The 21878-nt window shown below is 47.6% G+C and carries 18 protein-coding genes; 7 read left to right on the top strand and 11 right to left on the bottom strand.

Annotation, left to right across the window (positions count from 1 at the left end):
- Positions 1 to 158: 158 nt before the first annotated feature.
- From FTU86_RS12645 to trxA, 3 genes are all read right to left on the bottom strand, one after another.
- Positions 159 to 488 carry a hypothetical protein gene (locus FTU86_RS12645; RefSeq protein WP_180037016.1) on the bottom strand — a complete coding sequence of 110 codons (330 nt, stop codon included), beginning with the start codon at positions 486 to 488 and terminating at the stop codon, positions 159 to 161.
- A 412-nt stretch (positions 489 to 900) separates the two neighbouring features.
- Complete coding sequence (gene rho / locus FTU86_RS12640) at positions 901 to 2169, bottom strand: transcription termination factor Rho (protein ID WP_005182456.1); 1269 nt, start codon at positions 2167 to 2169, stop codon at positions 901 to 903.
- Between the two features lie 327 nt (positions 2170 to 2496).
- The gene (gene trxA / locus FTU86_RS12635; protein WP_016659515.1) at positions 2497 to 2823 is read right to left on the bottom strand and encodes a thioredoxin; all 327 of its coding nucleotides are present in this window, start codon (positions 2821 to 2823) and stop codon (positions 2497 to 2499) included.
- 265 nt (positions 2824 to 3088) lie between these two features.
- On the opposite strand from trxA, the gene ppx reads away from it, so the two are divergent.
- Genes ppx through FTU86_RS12610 form a run of 5 tightly spaced genes read left to right on the top strand, consistent with a single transcriptional unit; the run spans position 3089 to position 8211 of the window.
- Positions 3089 to 4609 (top strand): exopolyphosphatase, encoded by a 1521-nt coding sequence (gene ppx / locus FTU86_RS12630; protein ID WP_168400159.1) that lies wholly within the window; start codon positions 3089 to 3091, stop codon positions 4607 to 4609.
- Between the two features lie 33 nt (positions 4610 to 4642).
- Positions 4643 to 5467, top strand: coding sequence for an acetyl-CoA carboxylase carboxyltransferase subunit alpha (locus FTU86_RS12625; protein WP_045795976.1), 825 nt, complete (start codon positions 4643 to 4645; stop codon positions 5465 to 5467).
- A complete protein-coding gene (gene tilS, locus FTU86_RS12620) occupies positions 5404 to 6753 on the top strand; it encodes a tRNA lysidine(34) synthetase TilS (protein ID WP_180037017.1) in 1350 nt (449 codons plus the stop codon). Before FTU86_RS12625 ends, tilS begins: the two co-directional genes overlap by 64 nt.
- Positions 6754 to 6783: 30 nt before the next feature.
- Positions 6784 to 7614 (top strand): pyrroline-5-carboxylate reductase, encoded by an 831-nt coding sequence (proC, locus tag FTU86_RS12615; protein WP_005182498.1) that lies wholly within the window; start codon positions 6784 to 6786, stop codon positions 7612 to 7614.
- Positions 7615 to 7641: 27 nt separating this feature from the next.
- On the top strand, positions 7642 to 8211 hold the full coding sequence (locus FTU86_RS12610; RefSeq protein WP_005182501.1) for a YggT family protein: 570 nt from the start codon (positions 7642 to 7644) through the stop codon (positions 8209 to 8211).
- Between the two features lie 139 nt (positions 8212 to 8350).
- On the opposite strand, the gene polA is transcribed toward FTU86_RS12610, so the two are convergent.
- Positions 8351 to 11113, bottom strand: coding sequence for a DNA polymerase I (polA, locus tag FTU86_RS12605; RefSeq protein WP_075167378.1), 2763 nt, complete (start codon positions 11111 to 11113; stop codon positions 8351 to 8353).
- A 162-nt stretch (positions 11114 to 11275) separates the two neighbouring features.
- Between polA and FTU86_RS12600 the strand changes: the two genes are divergently transcribed.
- A complete protein-coding gene (locus tag FTU86_RS12600; protein ID WP_180037018.1) occupies positions 11276 to 13996 on the top strand; it encodes a DUF2339 domain-containing protein in 2721 nt (906 codons plus the stop codon).
- A 42-nt stretch (positions 13997 to 14038) separates the two neighbouring features.
- Here FTU86_RS12600 and FTU86_RS12595 read toward each other — a convergent pair whose 3' ends face one another.
- Positions 14039 to 14962, bottom strand: a complete 924-nt coding sequence (locus FTU86_RS12595; protein ID WP_016659510.1) for a mechanosensitive ion channel family protein — start codon at positions 14960 to 14962, stop codon at positions 14039 to 14041.
- 9 nt (positions 14963 to 14971) lie between these two features.
- Complete coding sequence (locus FTU86_RS12590) at positions 14972 to 15775, bottom strand: hypothetical protein (protein ID WP_373683660.1); 804 nt, start codon at positions 15773 to 15775, stop codon at positions 14972 to 14974.
- 123 nt (positions 15776 to 15898) lie between these two features.
- Between FTU86_RS12590 and gspE the strand changes: the two genes are divergently transcribed.
- Complete coding sequence (gspE, locus tag FTU86_RS12585) at positions 15899 to 17386, top strand: type II secretion system ATPase GspE (RefSeq protein ID WP_104472732.1); 1488 nt, start codon at positions 15899 to 15901, stop codon at positions 17384 to 17386.
- Positions 17387 to 17422: 36 nt separating this feature from the next.
- On the opposite strand, the gene FTU86_RS12580 is transcribed toward gspE, so the two are convergent.
- The 5 genes from FTU86_RS12580 to FTU86_RS12560 all read right to left on the bottom strand — a co-directional run bounded on the left by FTU86_RS12580 (position 17423) and on the right by FTU86_RS12560 (position 21380).
- Complete coding sequence (locus FTU86_RS12580; protein ID WP_104470612.1) at positions 17423 to 17812, bottom strand: DUF4951 domain-containing protein; 390 nt, start codon at positions 17810 to 17812, stop codon at positions 17423 to 17425.
- 92 nt (positions 17813 to 17904) lie between these two features.
- Positions 17905 to 18729, bottom strand: coding sequence for a carbon-nitrogen hydrolase family protein (locus FTU86_RS12575; protein WP_005182522.1), 825 nt, complete (start codon positions 18727 to 18729; stop codon positions 17905 to 17907).
- Between the two features lie 24 nt (positions 18730 to 18753).
- On the bottom strand, positions 18754 to 19275 hold the full coding sequence (gene gigB / locus FTU86_RS12570; RefSeq protein WP_005182525.1) for an anti-anti-sigma factor GigB: 522 nt from the start codon (positions 19273 to 19275) through the stop codon (positions 18754 to 18756).
- 114 nt (positions 19276 to 19389) lie between these two features.
- Positions 19390 to 20358 carry an RsbU family protein phosphatase GigA gene (gigA, locus tag FTU86_RS12565; RefSeq protein ID WP_016659506.1) on the bottom strand — a complete coding sequence of 323 codons (969 nt, stop codon included), beginning with the start codon at positions 20356 to 20358 and terminating at the stop codon, positions 19390 to 19392.
- A gap of 104 nt (positions 20359 to 20462) precedes the next feature.
- Positions 20463 to 21380: a VacJ family lipoprotein gene (locus FTU86_RS12560; RefSeq protein WP_160241591.1), complete on the bottom strand. Its 918-nt coding sequence runs from the start codon at positions 21378 to 21380 to the stop codon at positions 20463 to 20465.
- Between the last annotated feature and the right edge of the window lie 498 nt (positions 21381 to 21878).

Raw genomic sequence — 21878 nt, 5'->3', positions numbered from 1 at the left:
TAATTCAAGTGAATTTGTTTGAAAGAAGAACTTTAAAAGCTTTATTTTCACCCGATAAAATACCCATAAAACAAGAGGAAGCTCAAATGAGCTTCCTCTTGTGAAAAATTGTGGGACAGCAATGGCCAAAAGGCTCTCTTTTTGTCAATAATCTAAGATTATTGAGCTTCAGCATCAGCAGCGTCAACAGCAGCATCAGCAGCGTCAGTAGCAGCATCAGCAGCGTCAGTAGCAGCATCAGCAGCGTCAGTAGCAGCAGCAGCAGCAGTGTCAGCAGCATCAGCAGCAGCGTCTACAGCAGCATCAGCGCCAGAAGCAGCTTCAACAGCAGCAGCGTCAGCAGCAGCTTCAGCTTCAGAAGCAGCTACAACAGCTTCAGATGCAGCTTGGTTAGCGTCAGCAGCAGCTTCTTCAGTTTTTTTAGCACAACCAACGAAAGCTAAAGTAGTAGCAACTGCAGCAGCAATAGCGATTTTTTTGAATAACATGGCATCACTCTCTAAAAAATTGAGATTAAAAAAAACCGACGTTAGCCTGTTATATGCTTTTATTATTCCTAATTTTGTTAGGCACTAACAACGCAGGAGCAGTCTAACTGGTCTGCGAATATGCTATCACTGAGTTTTTTTAATTACTACTAGCTTGCTCTAAAAAAAGCCGAAAAAAGCCCTAAAATGCGTTGTTTTTTAACAGAAAATAACAATCAAGAGTTCAGTTTATATTGGCGAAAGGCGATTTAAATCATTAAAAACTATAGGGTTTTTTTGAAATACTTATTTATAATCATTTACTTAAAAATAAGTTTACACAGAAAACGTCCAATTGTATCTTTATGTAAAGATGGTCAACCGAAATAAAAAAGCCATCGTTATACGATGGCCTTTTTAAAAAGTTTTGATCTTAGTTGCTGGCTTTACGCTTCATATGATCAAAGAACTCGTCATTGGTTTTGGTTTCTTTCATACGATCCAGCAGGAATTCCATGGCTGCCAGTTCATCTTGGGTATGCAGCAGCTTACGCAGAATCCAGACCTTACGCAGGTTGTCTTCAGACATCAGGCGCTCTTCACGACGGGTACCTGATTTCTTGATGTTCATGGCAGGGAACACGCGTTTTTCGGCAATACGACGATCAAGCGTAATTTCCTGGTTACCGGTACCTTTGAATTCTTCGTAAATCACTTCATCCATCTTGCTGCCGGTTTCAATTAACGCGGTTGAGATGATGGTCAGTGAGCCGCCTTCTTCAATATTACGTGCGGCACCAAAGAAACGCTTTGGACGTTCCAGTGCGTGAGCATCGACACCACCAGTCAGGACTTTACCTGAAGATGGCACCACGGTGTTATAGGCACGCGCTAAACGGGTAATCGAGTCAAGCAGAATCACCACATCTTTTTTGTGTTCTACCAGACGCTTGGCTTTTTCAATTACCATTTCAGCCACTTGTACGTGACGGGCTGGAGATTCATCAAAGGTTGAGGCAACCACTTCACCACGCACGGTACGTTCCATTTCGGTCACTTCTTCCGGACGTTCGTCAATCAGCAGAACAATCAGGAATACTTCCGGGTTATTACGTACAATCGACTGGGCGATGTTTTGTAATAACATGGTTTTACCAGCTTTTGGTGGCGCTACAATAATTGAACGCTGGCCTTTACCAATTGGCGCAACCAAGTCAACCACACGCGCGGTTAAATCTTCAGTGGTACCGTTACCAAGTTCCATGACCAGTTGTTCGGTTGGGAACAGCGGGGTCAGGTTTTCAAACAGGATTTTATTGCGCGAGTTTTCTGGCGTGTCGTAGTTAATCTGGTTAACTTTTAACAGGGCAAAATAACGTTCGCCTTCTTTTGGTGGGCGAATGGTGCCGGTAATGGTGTCACCGGTACGCAGGTTAAAACGACGAATTTGCGAAGGGCTGACATAGATATCGTCAGGACCGGCTAAATAAGAGCCTGCTGCAGAGCGTAAGAAGCCAAAACCATCTGACAGAATTTCGAGCACGCCATCACCAAAAATCTCTTCGCCATTCATTGCATGACGTTTTAAGATGGCAAAAATAATGTCTTGCTTACGGTTACGAGCCATTCCTTCAAGGCCCATAAACTCGGCAATCTTGATGAGTTCGCCAATCGGTTTTTTCTTGAGTTCGGTTAAATTCATAGGTGATCAGATAGAATCAAAAATTCTGGGGTACAGGTTGGAAGGGAAGCAACATTTGACCGCATGCAGGCAATAAAACGAACGCAATTGTATTTGCACAATAACAATTCAGAGGACTGATTAATTGTTTCAGAGAAAAATGTGAAAAAACAATTTCTGTTGCCGAGCGGCATTTTTGTGTTGTGTCTTTTAAGAAACGGGCGGGACGGGAAGTCCTTTATTTCTTGAGCAAGCAATATAAGAGAGAAACGCCGATTTGTCAATTTATAGACGAAAAAAATACGCTATGAAACATAGCGTATTTTAATTTTTCTAAACAGACAGGATTTAGATGTTTTCATCAATAAATGCAGTCAGTTTCGATTTTGGTGCAGCACCAATCTGCTGGGCAACCACTTCACCATTTTTGAACATCAACAGTGCAGGGATGTTACGGATGTTGTAGTTCACGGCAGTTTGTTCGCAAGCGGTCACGTCAACTTTCACAATTTTAACTTTGCCTTCATATTCAGTCGCCAAAACTTCAAGTACTGGCGCAATTGCCTTACAAGGCGCACACCAGCCCGCCCAGAAGTCAACCAATACAGGTGTTTCAGATTGAAGAACGTCTGCTTCGAAGTTTGCATCCGTTGTGTTTACGATGTTGCCAGACATGGAATGTGCTCCAAATGAATTTTTGTATAGATAGCTATATTTATTAGTATTACATAGCCATCTAGAACAATGTAGAGGAATATGTAAATTTTCGATCTTTCCTGTGAATTTGTCTAATTGATGCTCACGATGCTGATGATCGTGTCACACAATTGTCACATCTGCCGAAAATTTAAATACTCATCGAAATGTGCGCACAAATGGCTTTTAAATTGCATTTATGTGAATTACTCTAGGCACAATTCTGTATAGGTTTGTTTGAAGAATGTCTGATTTTTTAATTGATGAAGAGTTACTTGCAGCCATCGATATGGGGTCGAACAGCTTCCACCTGGCCATTGCCCGTGTGGATCATGGTGAAGTAAAAAAAGTGGCATCAATGTCAGAAAAAGTACAGCTTGCCGCTGGTTTAGATGAGAATAAAAATTTAACCGAAGCCGCACAGCAGCGCGGTTTAGCCTGTCTGGCACGCTTTGTCGGACGTTTAAGCGCTGTACAGCCGAACCGTTTACGTATTGTTGCCACCAACGCCTTGCGTCAGGCCAAAAACGGACATGAATTTATTCAAAAAGCCGCAGAAATCTTGCCAAAACCCATTGAAATTATTGCCGGTCGTGAAGAAGCCCGCTTAATTTATCTGGGTGTGTCGCACACCATGGAAAACAGTGGTCGCCGCCTGGTGATTGATATTGGCGGTGGTTCAACCGAGCTGATTATTGGTGAAGAATTCGAACCTATTCATACCGAATCTTTACAGATGGGCTGTGTGGCCTATACCAAAGCCTTTTTCGCCGAAGGTGAAATTAACCATAAAAGTTTTGACAAAGCCGTGTTTGCCGCACGCAAAGAATTATCCACCATTGCCAATACCTATAAAAATGCCGGCTGGGATACCGTAGTAGGCTCAAGTGGTACCATTAAAGCCTGCCGCCAGATTACCGTGAATATGGGCTGGAGCAATGCGCAGGAAAATCTGACCCGTGAGGGCCTGGAAAAACTCAAAGATAAACTGCTTAAATACAAGCATGTCTCTGAAATGGACTTTGACGGTTTAAAAGAAGATCGACGAGCAGTTTTGCCAGCCGGGATTGCGATTTTATATGCAGTTTTTGATATTTTAGATATTGATAAACTGGTTTATTCCGATGGTGCCTTACGTGAAGGCGTAATGTATGACCTGCTGGGCCGTTTCCAGCATGAAGATATCCGGGACCGCAGTGTGCAGGCGCTGATGGGCCGTTATAACGCCGATCCGAAACAGGCAGAACGTGTGGTCAAAACCGCGCAGCACCTGTTTGAAGGCGTGGCCTCGGAGCTGAAATTGACCAGCGATGACAGTGATTTACTGCGCCGCGCGGCCTATTTACATGAAATTGGTCTGGCGATCAGTCATGGTGGCTATCATCGTCATGGTGCTTATTTATTACAACATTCGGATATTCCGGGCTTTTCACAAATTGATCAAAACCATCTGTCGCATCTGGTTGCGCATCATCGCCGCAAGCTGCGTCAGGACGATAAAATTGATGTCAACAAGGTCGGTGGCCATAAATTAATGCATTTATGTCTGCTGCTGCGCCTAGCAGTTTTAGTCAATCACAGTCGCAGCGATCAGATGCTTCCTGCCATTGAATTGAGTGTTCAGAATGCGCAACAATGGCAGCTCAGCGTTTCGGGTGATGCTAAACAATGGCCATTGCTTGTCGCTGAATTGCACGATGAACAAGTGCAGTTCAAGAATTGGGACATTGAATTAAAAATTCATTCGGAACAATTTGTCGATTAACGTTTTGGTTAATTTAGGGATAACAGTCGACTTATGAAAAATAAAGCTGCTCAATCAAAAGCATGGACAACGGTTCAAATTGCACGTCATCCAGAGCGTCCGCAATTCCTGGACTATGTAGGCGAAATTTTCACTGAATTTGATGCGCTGCACGGCGACCGTTTATTTGGTGATGATGGTGCAATGGTGGGTGGCTTGGCACGCTTCGATGGTCAGCCGGTCATGGTCGTGGGCCAGCATCGTGGTCGTAGTACCCGCGAGAAATTGCAGCACAATTTCGGCATGAGTAACCCGGAAGGTTACCGTAAAGCACAGCGTTTGCTGGATATGGCAGAACGTTTCAAGCTGCCGGTCTTTACCTTTATTGACACCATGGGTGCTTATCCGGGTGTGGGTGCAGAAGAACGTGGTCAGGCGGAAGCGATTGCTACCAGTCTTGCTCAATTATCGAACCTGAAAGTGCCGGTCGTGGCAACAGTTTTAGGTGAAGGCGGTTCAGGCGGTGCCTTGGGTATTGGTGTTGCGGATCGTGTGGTGATGTTATCTCACAGTATTTATTCAGTAATTTCTCCAGAAGGCTGTGCATCTATTTTGTGGAAAACTGCAGAAAAAGCAGAACAGGCAAGTGAAGCATTGGCACTGACTGCTGAAAAATTACAGCAGATGGGCATTGTTGAATATGTGGTTGATGAAGGTGAGGGTGCTCACTTGCAACCAGAAAAAGTCATGCAAGATTTAAAAGCCGTGTTAAAACAGGCTCTAGAAGAATTGCAACCGATGGATGCACAAGAACGATGCGAAGCACGTTACCAGCGTTTGATGAAGTTTGGCAGCGACAATTTAGGACTGGCGTCTTAACCCAGATTCAGTCTTTTCCAGAAGATACGCATTTTCTCATCGGATGTAGTGGCGGCATGGATTCCATGCTGCTGCTGCATCTGATGGCGTTTTTATGCCCGGAAAAAGTCCGGGCCATTTATATTGATCATCAATTACAGTCTTCCAGCCAGGCCTGGGGCGAATTTGTCCAGCAGCATTGTCAGGCCTTCAATATTCCGTGCATGATTCAAGCCGTACAGGTCGCCGAAGGCAATCTGGAACAGCAGGCACGCGCCGCACGTTATCAGGCATTTCAGCAGCATATTCAAACCAACGAGATATTGGTACTGGCCCATCATCAGCAGGATCAGGCAGAAACGGTGTTATTGCGTCTGTTTTCCGGTGCTGGAATTCCTGGCTTGTCGGCCATGAAAACTTTCGATTCACGTCCTGAGCTGTCAATCTGGCGGCCGTTATTGGCTTTATCGCGTGAGCAGATTCAGACCTGGTGCCAGCAGCTTTCGATTCCACATGTTCAAGATCCGACCAATCAGGATATTCACTACGACCGGGCCTGGTGTCGGGAACAGTTATGGCCGCTGTTAAACGCGCGCTTTCCCAAAATGCAGCAAAGCATTTGCCGCAGCAGCCAGCTGATGCAGGATGCCGAGCAGATTTTGGCCGAAGTATTGCTGCAGGATTTGGCCAGCTGTGGCGATGCCGAGCATCTAGATTTACACCGTATTCAGCAATTGTCCGAGGCGCGGCAACGCCAGTTATTGTCATTCTGGATGAAAGGGGACAACCAGTACCGGCCAAGTTTTGACATGGTGCAGCGCATTCAGCAGGAAGTGATTCAGGCTCGGGCCGATGCGCAAGCGGCTTTGCATTGCAACGGCTTTTATTATGTCCGCTATCAAAATGTCATTTACCGTTTGGCCCAGCTGGAATATTTGGCCAGTCAACAGGCCATCCCTGCGCGGGAACAGGTGTGCTGGCAGTTGGGGCAAACCCTAGATTTACCTGCCGGACAGTTTCAGTTGAATGCACCGCATCAGGTTGGTTTGTCTTTTGCATTACTCCAACAAGAATTGACTTTAAGTACGCGAGTGGGCGGAGAAAAAATCCATCTTCATGGACGGGTCGGGGCCTGGCCATTAAAAAAGGCGATACAGCAGGCACAAATTTTTCCCTGGAAGCGTCATACAATTCAAATATTAAGCAGAGATAATGTTATGCTAGGGGTTTTCACGCCAAAAGGGTTTTGGGTGGCAGATTCTGCCTATTGCGAACCGGATGGCTGGCAACCGACTTTAATCTCTTAACTATAAAGAACTCAACCAAGAGTGTGAATCATGAGTGCAGTGTTAAATTGTAATATTAGTTTTATTGGTGGCGGAAATATGGCACAGGCCTTAATTGGTGGCCTGATTGCACGTGGCATGCCTTCAACGCGTATTACAGTTGCTGATCCGGTCGAAAAAATCCGTTTGTTGCTTGAAGAAAAAGATGTACATGTGACCGAAGACAACCAGGCTGCCATTCGTGACGCCGATATTGTGGTGTTCGCAGTCAAACCGCAGGTGCTGGCCAGCGTGCTGCAACCGCTAAAAGGGCAGTTTGAAGGCAAACTGGTGATTTCGATTGTTGCCGGTGCAGAAATTGCCACCATTTCGGCATTGCTCGATACCGACCGTGTGGTGCGGGTGATGCCAAATACCCCGGCACTGGTACAAACTGGTGCGCATGGTTTATATGCGCATGATGCGGTCGATAGCAAAGACCGTGAATTGGCAAGTCAGGTTTTGGCTGCCACGGGTTTAACAATTTGGGTAAACTCTGAAGCGCAAATTGATGCAGTCACGGCAGTATCCGGTTCTGGCCCGGCTTACTTTTTCTATATGATGGAAAGTATGATTCGTGCCGGCAAAAACTTGGGCCTGGATGAAAAAGTGGCAACGGCTTTAACCTTGCAAACTGCGTTGGGTGCGGCACAAATGGCAATTACCAGTTCCAATACCCCGGCAGAGCTGCGTAAAAACGTGACCTCTCCAAACGGGACCACGCAGGCAGCGTTGGAAGTGTTTGACCGTGCGCAAGTGTCGCAGAATATTCAGGCGGCGTTGGCGGCTGCCAAAACACGCAGTCAGGAACTGGCTGCCGAGCTGAGTGACAGCATTAAATAAAGTATTTAATTTTAGGAACGTTCAAGTATGGGTGCAAATTCTGCGCTAATTTTTGGCATCATCATTAACGTAGCGATTTTGCTCGTCTTCTTCCGTTTTCTCATGCAGCTGGCTGCGGTGAGTCCTTATAATCCGGTGGTGTTGTCTACGATCAAGGCCACGAAAATTGTAGATGTATTTAGCCGTATTTTCCCGACCGTGGCAAAAGGCCGGGTGAATCTGGCGGCATTGGCGCTGCTGGTGGTGCTTTATCTGCTGAAAAATTACGGCATGATGTATTTAAACGGGGCGATGCCTAATGGCCCGGTACATCTGCTGATTCTCACCTTTGTGACCATGATTCAGGACCTGCTACGTTTCTGTCGTTACCTGATTTTTGCCACCATTATTTTAAGTTGGGTAGTGATGTTTACCCAGTCACGCGGGCCTTATATTGAAGTGATTCAGGAGCTGGCAGAACCTTTACTGGCGCCGTTTCGCCGGATCATGCCGAATATGGGCATGATTGACCTGTCTCCAATTCTGGCATTTCTGGCGTTATATATTGCTGAAATTCTGATGAACCAGGTGGCGATTGTTTTGCTGACCGGCTTCTAATAAATTCAGCTCAAGAAAAAAAGGACTCAATTGAGTCCTTTTTTATGGCTCAAGTTTTGAGGTGAAGACCTTGATATTTCGCCCAAGAGGCAAATGACCTTCAGCCCAGCCTTCCTCCGAGGAGGAAGGTGGAAAGACTTTAGTGTGCTTCATCCCAGTTCTGGCCTTTACCCACTTCGACCACCAGCGGAACAGACAGTTCAATCACCGACTGCATCACTTCGGCCAGTTTGGGTGCCAGTTCATCGGCGACATCGGCATCGACTTCAAACACCAGTTCATCGTGCACCTGTAGCAGCATTTTGGCCTGATCGCGTGGCAGCATTTTGTCTACCTCCACCATGGCCATTTTAATAATATCTGCCGCAGAGCCTTGTAAGGGCGCATTAATTGCTGCACGTTCTGCTGCTTTACGCACCATCATGTTACGGGCATCAATATCCGGGGTATATAAACGGCGGCCGGTCAGGGTTTCAACAAAGCCTTGTTCCAGAGCCACCTGACGGGTGCGCTGCATATATTCATAAATGCCCGGATAACGCTGGAAGTATTGCTTGATATAGTTCTGCGATTCTTCCCGGGTAAAGCCCAATTGACGGATCAGACCAAATTCGGACATACCATATAACAGGCCGAAGTTAACCGCTTTGGCCTGGCGACGCTGATCCGGCGTGACATCTTCCAGGGCAATATTCAACACTTCTGCAGCGGTACGGCGGTGTACATCCTGACCATGATTGAAGGCATCAACCAGCGCGTCATCTTGCGAGAAATGCGCCATTAAACGCAGTTCAATTTGCGAATAGTCGGCAGCCAGTAACACGCGGCCTTCTGGTGCAATAAAGGCTTTACGAATTTGACGGCCAATATCCATACGCACTGGAATATTTTGCAGGTTCGGATCGGTCGAAGACAGACGGCCTGTTGCGGTCAGTGCCTGATGATAACTGGTATGCACGCGATGGCTGCTGCTATTAGCCTGCTTTTGTAAGCCATCGGTATAGGTACTTTTCAGTTTAGACAGACCGCGATATTCCACAATCAGGCTGGCAATCGGGTGCTCAATCTTTTCTAAAATACTTTCACTGGTGCTGTATTGGCCGGTGGCAGTTTTCTTGCCGCCTTTGATGCCCAGCTTTTCAAACAGGATTTCGCCAACCTGTTTGGGCGAGCTGACATTAAACGGCTGGCCGGCCAGTTCAATAATCTGCTGTTCCAGTTGCAGCATGGTATTGGAGAATTCTACGCCCAGCTGATCCAGGAAATTCAGATCCAGCTTGATGCCGTTTTCTTCCATCTGGGTTAGCACGCGTGCTACCGGCATTTCAATATGATGCAGCAGATTGCTGAGTTCCGGATGACGCTGCAGCTTTTCATTCAGCACTTCATACAGGCGATACGTCACATGTGCATCTTCGGCGGCATAATGCGCGGCTGTTTCAATCTCGATCTGGTTAAAGGTTTTCTGTTTGGCGCCTTTACCGGCAATCTGTTCATAGGTGGTGGTCAGGTGACTTAAATACAGACGCGCCACATCATCCATCCCATGACGGGTGGCGACAGAATTTAAGACATACGAGGCCAGCATGGTGTCAAAGTACCAGCCCTGTAAGTGAATACCGTGGTTTTCCAGCACATGTGCATCATATTTTAAATGATGGCCAATTTTTTCAACCGCTGGATTTTCCAGAATCGGTTTGATCTGCGCCAGCACCGCTTCACGGTTTAACTGTTCCGGTGCGCCGGCATAGTCATGCGCCAAAGGCACATAGAAGGCTTCCGTAGCATCAAAAGCCACCGAGAAGCCGACAATCTGGGCAATCCGATAATCTAGGCTGGTGGTTTCGGTATCAAAGGCAAAACGTGTGGCGGTGCTTAAACGCTGGAATAGCGCATCCCAGTCTGCCGGGCTTAACACCGTATGATAGGTGGCTTCACCTAGCTGGTCTTCACTGCTGCTGAGCTGGGCCTGATCTTCAGTAGCGACTTCTGCGGCCGCTGGGGTTTGAGTAATGGCCTGGCTGACCTGTTTATAGCTGTTGCTGTTCGGGTTGTTCGGATGATCGAGCGACTGCAGCTGGTTCCGGAACTCCAGTTCGGTATACAGACGGCGCAATTCTTCGGTATTCGGATCGCATAGTTTCAGATCTGCAAAGGTCAGGCCCATGTCCAGATCGCAGACAATACTGGCCAGTTGATGATCAATGGCAATACCATCGACATTGTCTTTAATATTCTGGCCAACGCGACCTTTAATTTTGTCGACATTTTCTAGAATTCCGCCTAAAGAGCCGTATTCAGTCAGCAGTTTGGCGGCAGTTTTAGCACCCACGCCCGGAACACCCATAATCCCGTCCGAGGCATCGCCCATCAGGGTCAGATAATCAACAATCTGATTCGGCCAGACGCCAAATTTCTCAAAGACACCCTGCACATCCATTGGCTTTTCTTTGAAGCTGTCTTCCAGCGTAACTTTGTCGGTCACCAGCTGAGCCATGTCTTTGTCGCCGGTGGAAATTAACACCTGATGACCTTCGGCTTCGGCGCGTTTGGCCAGCGTGCCAATAATATCGTCGGCTTCGGCACCCGGCAGCATATAAAGAGGAATCCCCAGTGCGCGAATTAAGGCGTGTAAATAAGGAATCTGCTGTGACAGTTCATCTGGCATACTTGGACGGTCACCTTTATAAATGGGTGACAGTTCGTGACGGAAGGTTGGTTCCGGGGTATCAAAAATCACCGCCATATGGGTGGGCTGGGTACGGCGCATCAGTTTCTGGATTGCGGAAATTGCCCCACGGATGGCGTTGGTATGTATACCGGTTGACGTGGTTAAAGGGGGTAAGGCGTGAAACGCACGAAATAAAAAATAAGACCCATCGACCAAGACAAATGGTGGCATTGAAAGTTTCCTAATCCAAAAAACCTGTTTATTGTACGTGATTTTACACACGCACGCTGAGTGATGATTGTATATGCAGGTTACCGAATATCTGATGAATATAAAATAAGCACTGTGCAAGTTGTTGTATGATCAGCACAATTAATAAAGGAATAAAACAAGATGCTGAGAGGGCAGAGCGAAATCCGCATGATCTGGTTGATGAGCCTGATGATTGTCGCCATCAGCGCGTGGTTTTTATCATTTCCACTGCTGACCTATGTCTGTGGTTTTGCGCTGCTGATGAGTGTCATGCACTATGTCGATGCTATTCAGCAACCGGCCCAGGCGCTAGGCGAACAAAGGTTAATTGCATTTCGTGCCACCTCCAAAGTGCCGCTGTATCTCTCCTCGATTATTGCCGTGGTCGGTGGGCTGCTGGATTGGGGCTGGATGATTGCTGCTGGCGCTGCGGCCTGGATTTTCTTTTTTCTGCGCTGGCTGCGGCGTCTGGAACAGTATTTGGGCCAGATTCAACAGGCCCAGCATTTTTTGCCGCAGCCGGCTTCTTCGGTACAGCCGGACATACCGCCTTTACCTTTGAGTGCAACAGCTGAAGCTGCGCCAGCGCCTGCTCCCAATTTAGTCCAGCAAATCAAACACTGGATTTTTGAGGGTAATCCGGTGCTGAAAACCGCGATTTCTATTTTGGTGATCGGCATTATTCTGCTACTGCGTTTTGCCACGGAACATTGGCAGTTGAGTCTGGCCACCAAACTGACCATGGTCGCACTGAGCAGTGCTGCCGTGACCGGACTGGGTTATCGCCTGCAACAGCGCAATCGCAGTTTTGCCCTGGGGCTGGAAGGGCTCGGGCTGGCGGCCTTGTGTCTGACCTTATTCTTTGCCTATTACAATGCGGTGATTCCAAACTTGCTGATTGCCAGTGGCTGTTTTCTGCTACTAATGGCCCTGACGTTATGGCTGAGTTTAAGACAGCAGTCGGTTGAACTGGCGTTAATGGCCATGGGGATGGCCTATCTGGCGCCGTTTACCTTGCCGGTACGTGATGCAACTGCGCCTGAATTTATTAGCTATTATCTGGTGATTAATATTGCGGTGGCCGTGCTCAGCAGCCTGCGGCCATGGAAGTTTCTGAATCAGATTGCCTTTTTAATGACCGTGCTGGTCGGTGGCAGCTATGCCTTTGTGCATGGCAGCGATGCTGACCGCGACCTGATGACTGGGTTGATTCTGGCACATGCCGCTATCTTTATCTGGCTGGGTTTCCGCTTTAGCCAGTTATTGGCACAGCAGGACTTAGATAAGTTTAAGCTCAAGCCGGCGCTGGATATTGGGCTGATTTTTGCTGCACCGTTGCTGGCCTATAGCAGTTTATATGTGCTGCATTTTCAGGATACGGCCTGGCAGGCAGGGCTTAGTCTGCTGTTTGCACTGCTGTTCGCCGTGTTGTACCGATTGTCCAGACACCATCAAACGGTACAGCTAATTGCGCACAGCTATTTAAGCCTGACCTTAATTTTTCTGGCCTTAATTCCGCCGATTTTATTACCAGCTGAAAAAAGTGTTATGGGCTGGGCCATTGAAGGCCTGCTGATTTTCCTGTTGGGGCTGGTGCGGCAGTCCAAAATCAGTCTGTATCTGGCCATGGGCCTGCTGGTCGTGGCGGGACTGTCGAGTCTGTATTATCTGGTGGAGCTGATTGTATTTCCACGCGCCATGTTCTGGGTATTGTGCCTGAGTTATGTGGGCGTGGTGTTGCTGTCCAATAGCCGGCTGCAGTTTCAGCAACAACTTAGTAGCAGTATGATTGGCTTTCAATGTCTGCTGATGTTGCTGGCGACCACCATGCTGCTGGTGCTGCTCCAAGATGAATGGTCCGGCGAGCTCAGTGCGGTGCTGAGCCTGTTCAGCCTGAGTCTGGCCTATTGGGTTGTGAATGAAATCCTGTTACGCCGACAGGCCGGGGTGGCCTGGTTATTCAGCAAATGGTCGGGCCTGGTTCCCTTGCTGCTGTTTGCGGCAGGAATTGTCATGCTGCGGATGCAGCAGGGTAGTATTGTCTGGGCATCTTTCAATGAGCGGCTGTTGTTTGCCGGAGCTGGCATCATCCTCAGTCTGCTCTGGTTAAGGCCGCTTTTAGGTGTACGAACCGAAAAAGAATGGGTCAGTGCCGGTACTTTACTCAGTCTGCTACTGACCAGTCTGACTTTATTACCGCAGCAACCGTATATCAGTATGGTGATTTTACCGCTGCTGTTTTGCGGCTGGTGTTACTGGCAGGCACAGCCCGACTGGCAGATGTTCTGGCAGGCCCGAAGCAGTTTGCTGTTGATGCTGGCCTGGATGATCTGTTCGCAGCTGTTAAGCCAGCAGGCGTTTCATGGCTATCTGCTGCCCATCTTAAATCCTTTTGATCTGGTCAGCATCGCCATGCTGGTCGGCTTTTTATGGATGCTGTCGTTACAGGTTAAGGCCGGGCTGGACCGCAGTATGGCCGCAGTGTTGATGGTGCTGAGTTTATTGTGGCTGAGTAGCTATATTGTGCTGCGTGGCTTGCATGTCTATGTGGGTACACCGCTGAATGAACTGGCGCTGTGGCGTAATGGCACGGTACAACTGAGTTTGACTTTACTTTGGGTCAGCCTGGCATTTGTTACCATGAGCTGGGCCAGTCGCAAACAGCTGCGTTCGGTCTGGGTCCTGGGCGGCAGTATTCTGGTGGTTGTCAGCTTAAAGCTGGTGCTGTTTGATCTGTCGCATATTGGCACTTTAACCCGGGTGATTTCCTTTTTAGCCGCCGGTGCGGTGATGCTGATCATTGCCTATATTGCGCCAATGCCCGATCCAGAACAGCCAGTTGAACGGTCACCCTCTGAATAGAAAAAAGCCTTCTCTTGGTGGAGAAGGCTAATATTAAAAAATCTATTTTAAATCCGGTTCACGTTTCAGGGCTTTTTCATTGGCATATTGATCAATCTCTGCATTTTCCAGCGGTCGAGACAGCGGATGATCGACAAAGCCCATTTTCGGTACCGGAATTTCAATCTGGTTATCGACAAAGCCATTACGAATCCGTTCCTGCATTTCATCACGTACTCGCAGGAAATTTTCCTGCTGGCACCAGATCGCAAACAGCAGTTCAATTGAGGATTCTCGGAAGGCAGTTACCGTCACCGCAGGTTTCGGATCGGCCAGCACCAGCGGATATTTATTGGCCACATCCAACAGCACTTCACGTACCTTGATAATATCTTCATGAAAATTAATGGCCAGAGTAATTGGAATCCGCCGGATCGGGAATTTGGACAGGTTGTGTACCGGCGCCCGAATCAGCTGTTCGTTCGGTAAACGCACATACACGTTGTCCTGGGTGAGCAGTTTTACCGAGAGCAGGTCAATCGAAATCACTTCACCTTCTACGGTATGACCACGAATGAGGGTAATCTGGATGGTGTCACCCACTTCAAAGGAACCTTCACCAATCAGGAACAGACCGCTGATCAGGTTGGAGGCCGAAGTTTGTGACGCGAAACCCAACGCCACGGTTAAGATACCGGCTGCACCCAGGAAGACACTAAGTTTAAAACCGGCTTCTTTCAGGCTGGCCATCACAAAAATCAGGAAAATAAAATAGAAAATCCCGCGACGCCAGACCAGACTCTGATGCGCATTAAAGCGTTTACCAATGGTGCGGATAAAGGCATTAGAGACAAACCGTGCCACCAGAAAGCCTAAGAAGCACAGCACCAGCGCCACCAGAATTTCAGTCAGGCGCTCGGTGTTGATATTGGTGAAAATCCCTTTCAGGCTATTGGTAATTTCTTTAGGGATATTGGAATCGGCCATGTCTACTCCCTAGAAGAATGAATCAAACATATTAAATAACGCCCCCGCGGTTTCACGTGGCGGATGCACATAAATCACTTCACCGGCATGCGGTGGGGTACGGTTTTCAATTCGTACCCGTGGTGGCCGGTCAGAGCCTTCGTGCAAGACTTTAATTTGGGAGGTCCATAAACGTCCGGTACTTTCACTAAAAAATAGCGGCAGTGCCGGCACCGGTACATTCATCCGGTCAAAGCGCAATTGCTGGTTGCTGATATTATGAAACTCAATAGGCGTAATGGCACGAAAAGCGCGCGGGCGTAGCTGGTGCAGCTCGGTCCGGCCATCCACCGCGGTGGCATAACAGATTTCGCCATAACGGTGATTCGGTCCAAACCAGGTATCTTTGGGCAAAATCACCGGCAAATCAAAAATCGGCTCGCGCTGACCATCGACAAAACCGGCAATCCATAACGGGGTACTAATGTACAGCGTGCCACGCTGGCCAGCCGGAATATAAATTGGATCGACCGGTTTAATCACCACTGAACGGTCTGCCAGACGTGGCATCAGCTGGAGTTTGTTGGTGGTCGATTTGAACATGTAGCGTTCAATTTGCACCGGCTGCGGAAAGGAAAAATTCGGGTCATTGATGCGATGCCATTGCTGTTCATAGTCATACTGCACCTGCGGACGATGATATTCCAGACGCCACTCCTGCATGCCGCGTGTTAAACGAAACAGCAGGGAGCCAAATTGCCAGGCTTTGGGCTGATGCAGTTCAAACTCGTGTTCGCCCCACCATTTTAAATCGGGCAATTCATCATGATTCAGTAATTCATTCGGATGCGGCAAGGGCGTCTTCCTTTCAATTTAAAACCCTAAAAACAGACTTCACGCTGTCATAAGCTTAGAGTACACTCAAATGAGATTTTTTCATCATTATTATAATCGCTGATGCAAGTACTTAAACAATTACAAATTCCCTATAGTTTTGCAAAACGCCATGGCGTGCTGATTCGCTATGAGGGGGATCATGCTTTTATCGTGCGCCGTGAAAATACGCCGCTGCTGGCCATTCAGGAAGCACGCCGTTTTCTCGGGCATCCGGCCCAGTTCCAGTTATGTACCGATCAGGAATTTCATCAGCTGTTAAGCAGCAGTTTTGCCGGCGATACCGGGGAATCACAGCAGGTTGCGGCAGGTCTGGAAGATCATCCGGATTTACTCAGTCTGGCCGACTCGGTACCTGAAGCCGAAGATTTAATGGACCAGGAAGATGATGCGCCCATTGTCCGGCTGATTAATGCACTGCTATCCGAAGCCATTCGGGTCGGTGCGTCGGATATTCATATTGAATCGTTTGAAAAACGCTTATCGGTGCGTTTGCGGGTAGATGGACAATTACGTGAAATTGTACAGCCGCGTCGTGAGCTGGCGCCGTTACTGGTATCGCGGATTAAAGTCATGGCCAAACTGGATATTGCTGAAAAACGCATTCCGCAAGATGGCCGTATTTCGCTGCGACTGGCGGGCCGTGAAGTCGATGTACGGGTCTCAACCTTGCCATCTTCGCATGGTGAACGGGTGGTAATGCGTCTGCTGGATAAACAGGCCGGACGGCTGAACATGACCCATTTGGGCCTAATGCAAAATGATTATGACCGGCTAAAACAGCTGGTGCATCGTCCGCATGGCATTATCTTGGTGACTGGTCCAACCGGTTCGGGGAAAACCACCACCTTGTATGCAGCACTGTCGGACCTGAATGATGGCTCGAAAAATATTCTGACCGCTGAAGATCCGATTGAATATCAGCTGGAAGGGATTGGGCAAACCCAGGTCAACACCAAGGTCGATATGACTTTCGCCCGTGCTTTAAAAGCCATGCTGCGTCAGGACCCGGATGTGGTAATGGTCGGGGAAATCCGTGATCTGGAAACCGCAGAAATTGCGGTACAGGCTTCGCTGACTGGTCACCTGGTATTATCGACCTTGCACACCAATACTGCGATTGGCGCCGTAACCCGTTTAAAAGATATGGGCATTGAACCTTTCCTGCTGTCCAGTTCCCTGATTGGTGTGATTGCGCAGCGTCTGGTCCGAACCTTGTGCGCGCACTGCGCCACCTGGCATGATGCTGATGACTTTGAAAAAGAACTGTTTAAACCTGTCAGCAGTGCAGAGGTATTGCGCCTGCCGAAACCGAAAGGCTGTGAGCAGTGTGCGCATACCGGATTTACCGGTCGGACCGCCATTTATGAAATTGTGCCGGTAGATGATCACATGCGTCGCCTGATCCATGGCAATGCTGCAGAGTATGAACTGGAAAACTATGCGCGCCAGCAATCCGGTTCGATTCGTGAAGACGGTTTGCGTAAGGTGCTGGCCGGTAAAACCACGGTCGAAGAAGTATTACGCGTCACCAATGAAGCAGCAGACTAGCAGATTTGCAGAGTCTATTTAAAAAATCGTCAGTCCCTACCACAGGCTGACGATTTTTTGCATTAATAGGGCACGTAAGGGCGCCGTCGGATTGCCGGGATTGCGCTGGCTTTCATGAGTATAAAATGCCTGCCAGGCCTGCACCATCTCCAGGGTTAAACCTTGAATTTGCATCTGATGCACATCGGCAGCTGTGATAGAATCTAAACGCGCTTGCGCACCTTCCGGGCCGCTGCCCCAGCCAATTAGTCCTTGTCCAAAGGCCGGAAGATTCATCTGATTCGGTGTGGCTGGAACCGGCAGACGTGCCATCTCCGGATTGACCTGAGAATAAACCACAGGACGCATTTTTTCAGAAATACTCAGCTCGGCCAAGGCCAGTGTCGAGCACAGCAGCCCCAGACTGGTGATCACGATTTTAAACATCAGGATAATTTGTTGTTGAAAATAAGAATCATTATTATATGCAAGTTGAAAGCTTACGTCGATAACAATATCAGCGAGATCAAGGGAAAGACTTAATAATTGACTAACACGCGATGCTGCATTAAAGGCATTGACTCGCGTACCTGTTGCTGTTCTTTCAGGTCAAATTCGACTGTAATCAGTTGCGCGCCTTCGTCCTGCACCATGGCCAGTAATTGTCCACGGGAATTGGTCGCACCAGAATGACCCCAGGTTTGACGTTTTTCGCCGTGCCAGCCTTGCTGGGCAGCACCTAAAACCTGACACTGACTGTCCATGGCACGTGCTTGTAGCAGCAGCTGCCAGTGCATCTGGCCAGTGGTGTAGGTAAAAGCAGAAGGTGCTGTCAGAAGATTGGCGCCTTGTGCACGCAGTTTTAGCGCCAGTTCCGGGAAACGTAGGTCATAGCAGACCATCAGGCCAATATTGCCAAATGGGGTTTTGGCCACCACAACGTCTTGGCCCGGTTCAAAGAATTTGGATTCCTGATAACCCCCGACGGCATCACCCACCTGTACATCAAACAGGTGAATCTTGTCATAACGGGCTTCGGTTTTTTCCGGACTGATACACAGGCTGACAGTACGTACCCGGCCATCTTCAATGACTGAACCATCCGGGCGGAATGGACACGGCAGGGTACCCGCCACCAGCCAGATTTGATGCTGATGGGCCAGTTGTTCCAGACGTTGTTGAATAGATTCAAACTGGGCTGCAGTTTCGCGCTGCTTGCCGGCAGCAAAACAGATAAAATTTTCAGGAAGAACCAGCAGTTCACTGCCGGCGGCTTTACTCTGCTGAATCAGCTGCTCGACTGTGTTGAAATTGGCTTCAATATCATTTTGCGAGTTCATCTGTGCAACAGAAACGAAAGTCATGCAGGCATTCTCCCAAACTGAAAATTATACGTTTTGCTGATTAGACACCTGTTCCAAGTTGTCCTGTTCTTTTTGTAGCTGTTTGACCAGGGGTTCAAACATATTCTGGTTGCTGTCGTTGAGTTTCATCAGGGTTTTGTGGGCATCCAGTACGGTCGACAGCATATTGCTATGCGTCACATGCTCTTCAATCAGGGCACGGGTGCAGACACTCGGATCGCCACAGTAATTCAGAATCACAAACACCTGCCCCAAGCCCATGCTATTGGCCAGTGTGGTGATGTCCGGATTGGTCGACAGCATAACCGCCTGAATCTGATGTACCTGTTTAAGTTTTAGCCCGAGTTTTGCCAAAACACCCAAAACAGTACTGTCAATAAATGTGGTTTGAGTTAAATCGACAATGGCGCCGACCACATTGGTTTGCTGTTCAATTTTACTGAGTAGTTTGTCTAAACTGATACAAGATTGGGCACGCACTTCGCCGATCAGCTTGAAAATATGCGTTCCATCCAAACTTGCGTATTCAACATGACCTGTTGACATATAAATGCCATTTGCAGAGAAGGATAGATAAAATTATCCCATAGGGACACCACAGACTCAAGTGTCTGCTATGGACATAAGTCTAAGGATGGTTTTAAGTGGTTGATTAAGTGATTAATTCAGTCGGCACAAACTGAGGATGGCAATATCGTCGGCCACGTGTTCTGGCGCCTTAAAGGACTGATTCTGCAAGTGATAGACCAGTTGTTCAAACTGTTCATTGAGTCCACCAACATAGGGTTCCAGCGCACCATCTGAACAGATAATAAAGCGCGCCTGACGTGACAGCACGCATTCATATTCTTCTACTTCCAGGTCTTCGGTCAGGCCCAACGGGAAGCTGCTGGTGTTTAAGATTTTCGGTGGCTGATTTGGCTCAAAGATAATCGCAGGCGGATAATGTCCGGCACTGGACCAGCGCAGCTGATGGGTTTCCAGGTTTAAAATCCCGCTAATCATGGTGATATGCTTTTCAATATTTTCCTGTACCAGCATCCCGTTCAGTTTTTTCAGTAACTCGCGCGGGGTTTTGGAACGACCATGAAAAGCCGCCATCCACGAGGTTAATAAACTGCTGGTTACCCCATGGCCGGACACATCGGCCAGATAAAAAATCAGCTCTTTGTCACTAATTTTCCAGTAATCAAACCAGTCGCCGGATAAATAGGCCGAAGGCTGAAACAGGGTTTCAATTTCATAATTGACCAGTTCAATTGGGTTTGGCAGTAAACGTTTTTGTAACTCTGCAGCCGAGGGTAAATCACGGCTGTCCTGGTTGCGTTTATATTGCGCATCAATTTTAAGCAGGGCCTGCTGCGGCTCTGCTGGCAGTTTGCTCCAGATCCAGCCGGCCAGAGCGCCTTGTTCCCAGGCTTGCGACAGGGCCAGACCTTCATCTTCAAAGCCCAAAACAATGGTCGGTAAATTCCAGCGATGGGTTAAATAATCCTGTACATCGGCAATGGCAATGATGGTCTGATCATATAGGTCGATGTCATCTATGCGAATCATTTGCACACTGGGCAGTGTGTCAATCACCTGATCTAGATAGGGAATATCACGTGTGGGCTGAATGAAATACATAAATGTAGAATATAATCCTATGCGCTTTAGGGGATAGATGTACTATAACAATCAATGAATTACTAGGGGAAGTTGAACTTCCCGCCAGAAAGAAGTATTACAAATTATTCAGTGAGCGGTGCAACTGAATCAAAGTTTTCTTCATCTTCGATGTAGTCGTCTTCGACATCTTCAATAAATGAAATGCTCTCGGCCTCTAGGCCTTTTTTCTCGGCAATTTCAAAGTTTTTACGCTGCAGGTAAATATCACGGATGGCGGCATAGCGATCTCCTTGTAACACCTGTTCTACATCCAGAATCTGGGAGCGGGCATCAATGCCGCGTAAAGCCTGCTCGGTCCAGTACAGTCCATCATGATCTTCTAGAATGTATTTTTGTGGACGGGCCTGACTGTCAACCAGACGGCTAAAACCATCACGGAAGGTACTTGGGCCAATAATCGGCAAAACCAGATACGGGCCAGACGGCACACCGAAATAGCCTAAAGTGGTGCCAAAATCTTCATCTTCGGTTTCCATTCCCAAACGACGGGCCGGATCAGCCAGACCTAAAGTGGTGATGGTATTCACGGTAAAACGGCCCAGCGTTTTTGCCGCTCTGAGTGGACGGCCCTGAATCAGCTGGTTTACTGCATTCCATGGTTCACCCAGGTTTTTACGGAAGTTACGATAAGAACCACGCACATCGCCAGGAACTTTTTCTGTATATTGCACGGCCAGCGGACGGGCAATATTGCGGTCTAACACATCATTTAAAGCATAGACCTGACGGTTTAAAGGTTGCAGCGGATCTTTAACACTTTCCGGTTGTGCGGCATTGGCATTCACTTTCAAATCTTGTGCTTTAATATTTTTCAGCTCTTTTAAGGATTCAAAGCGTGAAGGGGCTTTGCTGGTTGCTGCAGATGAGTCTACTTCTGCTGTGGTGCGGGTAGAACTGTCTACTGCAGATTCATTGGCAAAAGCAGGGGAGGCCATCCCTAAAGTCAGCAGGCTAATCCATACATATTGTTGTTGACGCATAAAAGATCCTAGTGCTTTGAATACTGAAAGCAAAAAAGAGAAAGCAGAGTCATTCGACCCAGCGCACATTTTAAGAGAGTATTTAAACACTTTTGGCCGAAATTTATAGCTAAAAAAGGTAAAATGAATAAAAAATAATCGGATGATTAAATTTTTTTATCAAAGGGCTTGCAAGCGTAAATATTTCGCCTATAATGCACATCCATCGGCGGTGATGTTGATAAAAACTTGTTGATAAACAAGGGTTTAGCCAAAATGGTTGAGTTCTGGTTTAGGTGGTAAGTTTAGAAATAAAATCAACATTGCATGTTGACTTTCTAAAAATAGAGAGTAATATAGCCGACCTAGCTTGATGCTGACGAAGCATCGAGAAGATCATTAAGAGATTATGAAGAACAACTTGTGTGGATTTTTACTGGTTGATTAATCGAATATATTTTCATTAATTGATTGGTTTAAATTACTCGAAGTTTATTTGAGCGAAATTTAAGTCAGAAA

This window comes from Acinetobacter sp. YH12155 (assembly GCF_013418255.1).
In the GTDB taxonomy this organism is placed as follows: domain Bacteria; phylum Pseudomonadota; class Gammaproteobacteria; order Pseudomonadales; family Moraxellaceae; genus Acinetobacter; species Acinetobacter indicus.
The sequence above is the reverse complement of the archived record's forward strand: the minus strand, read 5'-3'. Positions and strand labels throughout refer to the sequence as shown.

Excerpts from the sequence above, each read along its gene's own strand:
- rho (WP_005182456.1), bottom strand. The coding sequence starts at position 2,169 with ATGAATTTAACCGAACTCAAGAAAAAACCGATTGGCGAACTCATCAAG.
- FTU86_RS12645 (WP_180037016.1), bottom strand. The coding sequence starts at position 488 with ATGTTATTCAAAAAAATCGCTATTGCTGCTGCAGTTGCTACTACTTTA.
- gigB (WP_005182525.1), bottom strand. The coding sequence starts at position 19,275 with ATGTCAACAGGTCATGTTGAATACGCAAGTTTGGATGGAACGCATATT.
- FTU86_RS12610 (WP_005182501.1), top strand. The coding sequence starts at position 7,642 with ATGGGTGCAAATTCTGCGCTAATTTTTGGCATCATCATTAACGTAGCG.
- FTU86_RS12575 (WP_005182522.1), bottom strand. The coding sequence starts at position 18,729 with ATGACTTTCGTTTCTGTTGCACAGATGAACTCGCAAAATGATATTGAA.
- FTU86_RS12625 (WP_045795976.1), top strand. The coding sequence starts at position 4,643 with ATGAAAAATAAAGCTGCTCAATCAAAAGCATGGACAACGGTTCAAATT.
- gigA (WP_016659506.1), bottom strand. The coding sequence starts at position 20,358 with ATGTATTTCATTCAGCCCACACGTGATATTCCCTATCTAGATCAGGTG.
- proC (WP_005182498.1), top strand. The coding sequence starts at position 6,784 with ATGAGTGCAGTGTTAAATTGTAATATTAGTTTTATTGGTGGCGGAAAT.
- polA (WP_075167378.1), bottom strand. The coding sequence starts at position 11,113 with ATGCCACCATTTGTCTTGGTCGATGGGTCTTATTTTTTATTTCGTGCG.
- ppx (WP_168400159.1), top strand. The coding sequence starts at position 3,089 with ATGTCTGATTTTTTAATTGATGAAGAGTTACTTGCAGCCATCGATATG.
- trxA (WP_016659515.1), bottom strand. The coding sequence starts at position 2,823 with ATGTCTGGCAACATCGTAAACACAACGGATGCAAACTTCGAAGCAGAC.
- FTU86_RS12560 (WP_160241591.1), bottom strand. The coding sequence starts at position 21,380 with ATGCGTCAACAACAATATGTATGGATTAGCCTGCTGACTTTAGGGATG.
- FTU86_RS12595 (WP_016659510.1), bottom strand. The coding sequence starts at position 14,962 with ATGGCCGATTCCAATATCCCTAAAGAAATTACCAATAGCCTGAAAGGG.
- tilS (WP_180037017.1), top strand. The coding sequence starts at position 5,404 with ATGCGAAGCACGTTACCAGCGTTTGATGAAGTTTGGCAGCGACAATTT.
- gspE (WP_104472732.1), top strand. The coding sequence starts at position 15,899 with ATGCAAGTACTTAAACAATTACAAATTCCCTATAGTTTTGCAAAACGC.
- FTU86_RS12600 (WP_180037018.1), top strand. The coding sequence starts at position 11,276 with ATGCTGAGAGGGCAGAGCGAAATCCGCATGATCTGGTTGATGAGCCTG.
- FTU86_RS12580 (WP_104470612.1), bottom strand. The coding sequence starts at position 17,812 with ATGTTTAAAATCGTGATCACCAGTCTGGGGCTGCTGTGCTCGACACTG.